This is a genomic window from Streptomyces sp. C (genome assembly GCF_000158895.1).
Classification (GTDB): Bacteria; Actinomycetota; Actinomycetes; order Streptomycetales; family Streptomycetaceae; genus Streptomyces; species Streptomyces racemochromogenes.
On record NZ_GG657750.1, the window covers coordinates 2,215,066 to 2,221,245 of the forward strand.

Consider the following 6,180-nt stretch of genomic DNA (forward strand, 5'->3'; position numbering starts at 1 on the left):
CGCGGGCGGTGTCCCGGAGGGGGCCCGGGGCGTCAGGGGCGGGGGGTCTCGACGCGCTTCTTGAGGCCTGCGAGGGCGCGGTCGATGATGACCTTCTCGGCCTTGCGCTTGATCATGCCGAGCATGGGGATCTTGACGTCGACGGTGAGCTGGTAGGTGACCTCGGTGCGTCCGCCGTCCAGTGGGGCGAGGCGGTAGGAGCCGTCGAGCTGGCGCAGCATCTGGGACTTGTCGAGGGTCCAGCTGACCTCGTCGGCGCCCTTCCAGGTGTAGGCGAGGGTGTGGTCGTCCTTGATGGCGCCTGCGTCCAGCAGGAGGCGGACCTTCTCGGCGCGGCCTTCGGCGTCGGTGGCCAGCACCTCGGCCTCCTTCACCTCGCCGGTCCACTCCGGGTAGCGGGCGAAGTCGGCGATCACGGCCATCACGTCGGCCGGGGAGGCGTCGATGGTGATGCTTGAGCTGGTGTGTTCCGCCATCGCGGTGGCTCCTCCGGGGAGTGTTCGAGGAAGTGTGCGGCCCGCGGCCGCCGCGTGCAGGCTACCGTGCGTGTGGAGCTCACCACTCCAGGGCCCAGGGCTTGCCGGTGGCGGCGAAGTGGCCGACGTTCACGCACTCGGTGGCGCCGATCCGGGCCCGGCGGGCCAGTGGCTGGTGGACGTGGCCGAAGAGGGCGTAGCGGGGCCGGGTGCGGCGGATCGCGGCCAGCAGGGCTTCGCTGCCGCGTTCGAAGCGGCGGGCGACGGTGTCGTAGCAGAGTTCGGGGACCTCGGGCGGGATGTGCGAGCAGAGGACGTCGACCTCGCCGAGGGCCTCGACCTTGGCGGCGTACTCCTCGGGGTCGACCTCGTAGGGGGTGCGCATCGGCGAGGGGAGTCCGCCGCCGACGAAGCCGAAGACGCGGCCGCCGATCTCCACGCGCTGGCCGTCGAGGACGGTGGTGCCGGGGCCGGCGTACTCGCTCCACAGGCCGGGGATGTCGACGTTGCCGTACGTGGCGTACGTCGGGCTGGGGAAGGCCGCGAACATCTGCGCGTACTGGCGGCGGACGGCTTCCTCGATCATCCGTTCCCTGTCGAGTCCGTCCCACAGCCGGCGGCCGAATTCGCGCGCTTCCGCGAAGCGGCGGGCGGTGCGCAGTTCGACGATGCGGTGGGCGTTCTCGATGCCGAAGAGGTCGGGGAAGATGCCGCGGGAGTGGTCGGCGTAGTCGAGGAAGAGCACCAGGTCACCGAGGCAGACGAGGGCGTCGGCGCCGTCTCCGGCGCGGGCGAGCGCGTCGGTGTTGCCGTGGACGTCGCTGACGACGTGGACCCGCGTACGACTCTTCCTGCCACCCATGCGCTCACCCTAGGGGGGCCGGCTCCGGCCGGGTAGAGGGAGGGTCGCAGGCGGCCGGACCTGCGGTTACTTCCGAGTCGCGCACACGGTCGACTACTGTCGGCAGCGTATTGGCGGGTCGTGCGCCGCATCGGGATGTACAGAATGTGACGCACGGAACATCTGGCCGGTTCCCTCTATCCGGAACCCACTACCGGTGGGTAACGTCCGGTCGGTCCACACGGTGGCGATGGCGCCCAGAGGAGCAGCAGTCTTGCGCGAGTTCAGCCTTCCGGCCCTGTACGAGGTCCCGTCGGACGGGAACCTGACGGATCTCATCCGCCGCAACGCCGCCCAGCACCCAGACACCGCCGTCATCAGCCGCAAGGTCGACGGCCGGTGGCAGGACGTGACGGCGGTGGAGTTCCTCGCCGAGGTGCGGGCCGCCGCCAAGGGCCTGATCGCGTCGGGCATCGAGCCCGGAGACCGGGTCGCCCTGATCTCCCGCACCCGCTACGAGTGGGTGCTGTTCGACTTCGCGATCTGGACCGCGGGCGGCGTCACCGTCCCCGTGTACGAGACCAGCTCCCCCGAGCAGATCCAGTGGATCCTCGGCGACTCCGGGGCCGTCGCGGCCATCGTGGAGAGCCCCGGGCACAGCGCGAACGTGGCCTCCCTGCGGGACCGGCTGCCCGAGCTGCGCGAGGTCTGGGAGATCGAGAAGGACGCCCAGGGCCTGCTGAAGGCCGCGGGCGCGGAGGTCACCGACGCCGACGTGGACGCGCGCAGCGCCCTCGCGGTCGCCGACGACCCGGCGACGATCGTCTACACCTCGGGCACCACCGGCCGCCCCAAGGGCTGCGTGCTGACCCACCGCAACTTCTTCGCCGAGTGCGGCAACGTGGTGGAGCGGCTGAAGCCGCTCTTCCGCACCGGCGAGTGCTCCGTGCTGCTGTTCCTCCCGGCCGCGCACGTCTTCGGCCGCCTGGTGGAGGTGGCGGCGGTGCTGGCGCCGATCCGGCTGGGCTGCGTACCGGACATCAAGAACCTCACCGACGAGCTGCAGTCCTTCCGCCCCACGCTGATCCTCGGCGTGCCGCGCGTCTTCGAGAAGGTCTACAACTCGGCGCGGGCCAAGGCGCAGGCCGACGGCAAGGGCAAGATCTTCGACGCGGCCGCCGACACGGCGATCGCGTACAGCCGGGCGCTGGACACCCCCTCGGGCCCGTCCTTCGGCCTGAAGCTGAAGCACAAGCTGTTCTCCAAGCTCGTCTACTCCAAGCTGCACGCCGTCCTCGGCGGGCGGGGCGAGTACGCGATCTCCGGCGGCGCCCCGCTCGGCGAGCGCCTCGGCCACTTCTTCCGCGGCATCGGCTTCACGGTCCTGGAGGGCTACGGCCTGACGGAGACCTGCGCGGCCACCGCCTTCCTGCCGTGGGACAAGCAGAAGATCGGCACGGTCGGCCAGCCGCTGCCCGGCTCCGTGCTGCGCATCGCCGACGACGGCGAGGTCCTGGTGCACGGCGAGCACGTCTTCAAGGAGTACTGGAAGAACGAGGCGGCCACGGCCGAGGCGATGACGGACGGCTGGTTCCACACCGGCGACGTCGGCACCCTCGACGAGGACGGCTACCTCAGGATCACCGGCCGCAAGAAGGAGCTCATCGTCACGGCCGGCGGCAAGAACGTCGCCCCCGCGGTGATCGAGGACCGGATCCGGGCGCACGCGCTGGTCGCGGAGTGCATGGTGGTCGGCGACGGGCGGCCGTTCGTGGCCGCGCTGGTCACCATCGACGAGGAGTTCCTCGGCCGGTGGGCCGCGGAGAACGGCAAGCCGGCCGGGGTGACGGCGGCGGAGCTGCGCGAGGACGCGGAGCTGCTCGCCGCCGTCCAGAAGGCCGTCGACGACGGCAACGCGGCGGTGTCCAAGGCGGAATCGGTGCGGAAGTTCCGCATCCTGGGCTCCCAGTTCACGGAGGAGTCCGGCCACATCACGCCGTCGCTGAAGCTGAAGCGCAACGTGGTGGCGAAGGACTTCGCGGACGAGATCGACGCCCTGTACCGGGGCTAGGCCCTGTCTGACAAATGATCACCTGGCTGGTTCACGGAGCCAGAGGATCAGCGAGGCCAGGACGACTCCGGCGCGGTAGCGGTCGGCGAGCTTGTCGAACCTGGTCGCTATCGCGCGGAACTGCTTGAGGCGTGCGAAGCATCGTTCGACCACGTTGCGGTCGCGGTAGACCTCCTTGTCGAAGGCGGGCGGACGGCCGCCGAGGCGCCCTCTGCGCCGGCGGTTGGCGACCTGGTCGCGGCGCTCGGGGATCGTGACGACGATGCCCCGACGCCGCAGCAGGTGCCGGATCGCCCGGCTGGAGTAGGCCTTGTCGCCCAGGACGCGGGTCGGTGTCGTGCGCGGGCGGCCGGTTTCGGCTCGCGGAACGCGGATCCCGTCGAGGACCTGGGCGAATGCGGTGGCGTCGTTGACGTTGCCGGGCGTGAGCACGATGGACAGGGGCAGGCCGCGGCCGTCGACGGCGAGGTGGACCTTGGTGGTCAGACCGCCTCGGGACCGGCCGAGGGCCTGGCGCGTCTGCGAGCGGCCCGGATCTTCCAGTTCGTCCCCGTCTGCGGCCCCCTTTTGCGGGCGCCGGCGGCGTGCTGGTGGGCGCGGTTGATCGTGGAGTCAACGGCAACCGTCCATTCCACGCGGCCAACCGCGTCATCGCGGACCTGGACGTGCTCCAGAAGCTTCGCCCAGGTCCCGTCCGCCTCCCAGCGGGCGAACCGCTCGTAGACGGTCTGCCACGGCCCGTACCGCTCGGGCAGGTCACGCCACGGCGCCCCGGTCCGCAACCGCCACAGCACACCATTGACCACCTGCCGGTGATCACGCCACGGCCGACCGCGCCCGTCCACCTGCGGCAACAAGGGCTCTATCCGATCCCATGCCGCGTCCGTCAACTCACCTCGACCTGCCACAAGATCAATTATCAGACAGGCCTTAGGGGCTAGGGGCTAGGGGCTAGGGCTGGGCGAGGATCCGCTCCATGTTCCGCTCGGCGAGGGCCGTGATCGTCACGAACGGGTTCACGCCGAGCGAGCCCGGTACGAGCGACCCGTCGAGCACGTACAGCCCCTGGTAGCCCTTGACCCGCCCGTAGGCGTCGGTGGCTTCGCCGAGGACGCAGCCGCCGAGCGGGTGGTAGGTGAAGTCGTCGGCGAAGGCCTTGTTGTCGCCGAACAGGTCGTAGCGGTAGATGGTGACGTTGCGGCGGTTGATCCGGTCGAAGAGGTTCTTGGCCGCCGCGACCGCCGGGGCGTTCTGGTCCCGGGTCCAGTTCAGCCGCGCCGAGTCGGTCGCCGCGTCGTAGACGAAGCGGCCGCGCTCCGGGTTCTTGGTGATGGCCAGGTACATCGAGATCCAGTGCTCGATGCCCATGGGGAGCGGGGCGATCTCCGCGAAGACCGGGTTGGCCGCGTTGTCCCAGTCGTCGATGCCGAGGGCCGGCATGGTGGCCTGGTTGCAGCCGACCGTGTCCCACAGGTGGTTGGCGCGGGCGGTCATGACGTTGCCGTTGGGGCCCCAGCCGAGCCCGACCTTCTCGCTGAGCGCGGGCAGTGCGCCGGTCTCGCGGGCGCGCAGCAGGATCTCGGTGGTGCCGAGGCTGCCGGCGCCCAGGAACAGCTGCCGGCAGCCGAGTTCGCGGACCTGGGTGACGCGGCCGGTGACGTCGCTGGTGTGGACGGTCAGGACGTAGCCGCCGGCCAAATCCTGGCGTACGGCGACCACCCGCTGCATGGTCTCGATGGTGACGTTGCCGGTGCCGAGGGCGGCGGCGAGGTAGGTCTTGTCGACGCTCTTCTTGCCGTGGTTGTTGCCGTAGATGACCTCGCCGGCGAGGGCGGAGCGGGTGGCGGTGCCGGCGGCCTCGCGCTTCATGTACCCGAAGTCGTAGACGTTGGGCACGAAGGTGGTCTTCAGGCCGGTGTTCTGGGCGTGTTTTCTGGAGATCCGCGCGAAGCGGTACCACTCCGTGGACTCGAACCAGGCGGGGTCGATGCCGTTGACGCCGAGCATGGCGCGGGCGCGGGGGAAGTAGGTGCCGTACATCTCCTCGGCGTCCACACGGGGGAACACCTCGGCGAAGTAGGAGCGTCTGGGGGTCGGGGCCATGCCGCCGTTGACGAGCGAGCCGCCGCCGACGCCGCGGCCGACGTAGACGGACATGCCGCCGTGGTTCACCCGGTCGAGGACCCCGGGGTAGGGGCTGATGTCGCGGTTGACCACGTCGAGCCAGAGGAACTGGGCGAGCGGGGCCTCGGTGCGGGTGCGGAACCACATGGACCGCTGGTCGGGGGCGGAGGTGGAGGGGAACACCTTGCCGTCGGGGCCGGGGGTGTCCCACAGCCGCCCCATCTCCAGGACGACGGTGCGCACGCCGGCCTGCCCCAGGCGCAGCGCGGCGACGGCGGACCCGTAGCCGGAGCCGACGACGACGGCGGGCGCGTACGGGGCGGCGGGGGGTTCCGCCGCGGCGGCGGCGCCGAGGCCGATGCGGGTGATGCCGAGGGCTGCGGCGGCGCGGAGGGCGTTGAGGCCCAGTTGACGGCGCGTCAGGTTGTGTGTCATGGCCGCATCATGAGCGGATTCCGCCCAACCGGCCATAACTCGCACTGCCACGCATGTGAGTAACAGTCAGACATGTGTGGACCGTAGCCGGGGCTCGGCGCATGCCCGCCGATCTGCGCGATTCCGGCCGGGATTGGCGGTGGTTGACCGGAAGTGTCGCCTTCCGTCCCTTCTTGACCCCGAGTCGTCCCCCCGCCGGGGTCGCTCCGCTGCGTGGGGTGCGGCTGGGCGGG

The 6,180-nt window shown here is 70.7% G+C and carries 4 protein-coding genes and 1 pseudogene; 1 reads left to right on the plus strand and 4 read right to left on the minus strand.

What is annotated here, in order from left to right; genetic code table 11:
• Positions 1-32 precede the first annotated feature (32 nt).
• Both SSNG_RS09810 and SSNG_RS09815 read right to left on the minus strand, forming a co-directional pair.
• Entirely contained in the window at positions 33-476 is a 444-nt protein-coding gene (locus tag SSNG_RS09810; protein ID WP_007263665.1) for an SRPBCC family protein, read from the minus strand.
• Between the two features lie 79 nt (positions 477-555).
• Positions 556-1,338, minus strand: a complete 783-nt coding sequence (locus SSNG_RS09815) for a metallophosphoesterase (RefSeq protein ID WP_007263666.1) — start codon at positions 1,336-1,338, stop codon at positions 556-558.
• Positions 1,339-1,591: 253 nt separating this feature from the next.
• On the opposite strand from SSNG_RS09815, the gene SSNG_RS09820 reads away from it, so the two are divergent.
• On the plus strand, positions 1,592-3,388 hold the full coding sequence (locus tag SSNG_RS09820) for an AMP-dependent synthetase/ligase (RefSeq protein WP_007263667.1): 1,797 nt from the start codon (positions 1,592-1,594) through the stop codon (positions 3,386-3,388).
• Here the strand turns inward: SSNG_RS09820 and SSNG_RS39315 are convergent.
• Positions 3,385-4,296: pseudogene (locus tag SSNG_RS39315) on the minus strand (IS5 family transposase). The gene SSNG_RS09820 and the pseudogene SSNG_RS39315 sit on opposite strands and share 4 nt — an antisense overlap.
• A gap of 43 nt (positions 4,297-4,339) precedes the next feature.
• Positions 4,340-5,947 carry a GMC oxidoreductase gene (locus SSNG_RS09835; protein ID WP_042800816.1) on the minus strand — a complete coding sequence of 536 codons (1,608 nt, stop codon included), beginning with the start codon at positions 5,945-5,947 and terminating at the stop codon, positions 4,340-4,342.
• Positions 5,948-6,180: the final 233 nt, after the last annotated feature.